This window comes from Streptomyces sp. NPDC037301 (genome assembly GCF_055602785.1).
The window spans coordinates 1-1,646 of the sequence record NZ_JBVJWD010000174.1; the positions used below are offsets into that span (position 1 = coordinate 1).

At 64.9% G+C, this 1,646-nt stretch carries 1 protein-coding gene; it reads right to left on the bottom strand.

What is annotated here, in order from left to right:
• Positions 1-256: 256 nt before the first annotated feature.
• Positions 257-1,117, bottom strand: coding sequence for a poly-gamma-glutamate hydrolase family protein (locus ACZ7IB_RS49215; protein ID WP_470921900.1), 861 nt, complete (start codon positions 1,115-1,117; stop codon positions 257-259).
• Positions 1,118-1,646: the final 529 nt, after the last annotated feature.

Sequence of the window (1,646 nt, forward strand, 5' to 3'; positions counted from 1 at the left end):
TGTACGACGGCAGCACAGACGACACCAGCGATCCCCTCCCCAGCGTGATCAACACGAAGATCATCCCACCCGGTCAGCCAACGTGACAGTGCCGCTCGATCAGCAACCACTGCTCGTCCGATAAGTCGCTCGGGTACGGCTTGCGTTCACTCACCCAGCCACCCCAACAGACCACCGGCTGCGGACCGGCGGATTCCGCCCACACCCACACCATCAGGCGATATCAGAAACACTCAAAGGCTCACGAACCGCCCTCTCAGTAGACGAAGAGGCTCTTGCGCGCCAGCTGTTCGGCCTCCATCGCCGCAATTGCGTCACAGCAGGCATTGGTGAACTTCCAGAAGTCCGCGTTGGTGGTGGCCACACGGTTGCTCGCACCGGAGAAGTTGCCGAAGAGGCTCTGCCGGAGTTCGGTGGTGATCTCCAGCTGGCCGCCGCCTTCGCCCGTCAGGGTGCGGTTGCAGATGTTCTCCGGCAGGTCGCCGTTGATGGCCTCCGGGTCACCGTCGAGCACCTGGAAGCCCGCGTCGCTCAGCTTGGTGGACAGCAGCTGGCGGAAGCGGGTGTTGAGACCGCCGACCACGACCGCCTTGGGCTGACCCGTGGGCGCGCCGGCCTGAGCCGCGGTGCAGCCGTGCAGGCTGAGGACATTGGCGCTGCCGGCGGCCATGGACCGCGCGACCGGGTCGTCGCAGTGTGACGCGGTGACGTGCAGCTCGCCGTTGTTGGAAGAGCGCATTCCTTCGAGCATCCAGTAGTCGTATACCGGGGCGCCCGCCGTGACGGGGGCGAGGGTGTCGGGCCGGTAACCCGCTATGCCCAGGCAGAGCTCGGAAGTGCCCATCTCGATTCCGCCGCCGTGGATGGCCAGCACACTCGTCAGACGGGGAAGAGGGGTGGTGGTCTTGTCGTTGTCGAAGGCCTCGTGCCGCTTGAACCGGCGGGCGAAGTCCTGGCCCTCGATCGCCTTCGTGTACAGGTCCGAGTTCGAGGTGTAGAGGTCACCGCCGGCAGCGGCGGCCGGAGTCGCGGCGAGGCCGGTTAGGAGCGGGCCACCCGCAGCTGCGGCCACGAGGGAGGCGAGGATGGTCCTGCGACTGGCGTGAGACTGGGACATCGTTGTTCCTTGAGTGCTGTGCGGGCCGATCCGCGGATGCGTGCGACGCCGGGTTCCCGGCACGGAAGCAGGAAGGACGGCGCATGCCACACGATGGCGCGACTGAAGAGTCGGATCCCCCTTCCGATGGCCGGAATTGTAGCGGCTGATTCGAGGAGGCGGAATGCGAGCGAAGGGCTCTCGGTACCCTCCCCGCACTGATCAGGTGCGCCCGGGCCCCGCGTTCGTCGGATAAGTCGCTCGGGTACGGCTTGCGTTCGCTCACACAGCCACCCCAGCAACCCCAAGCCCGTTGACCGGCATGAACACCTCAGAACCACTCGTCCGAGCGATATCAAAAACTGCAATAGAGCCTTATAACGCCCTCTGAAGTTGGAAAGGGGGCCGTCGATTTTCTACGGGTTGCTTCCGAGCCTTCGGATCGTTGATGTGGTATGGGGCGTTTCGATGAGTTGATCGGTCCGTTGCGGGCGAAGCTGGAGGTGGTGACGCCGCATCTGGACGAGCGTCAGCGTCGGTTGTTGTACGG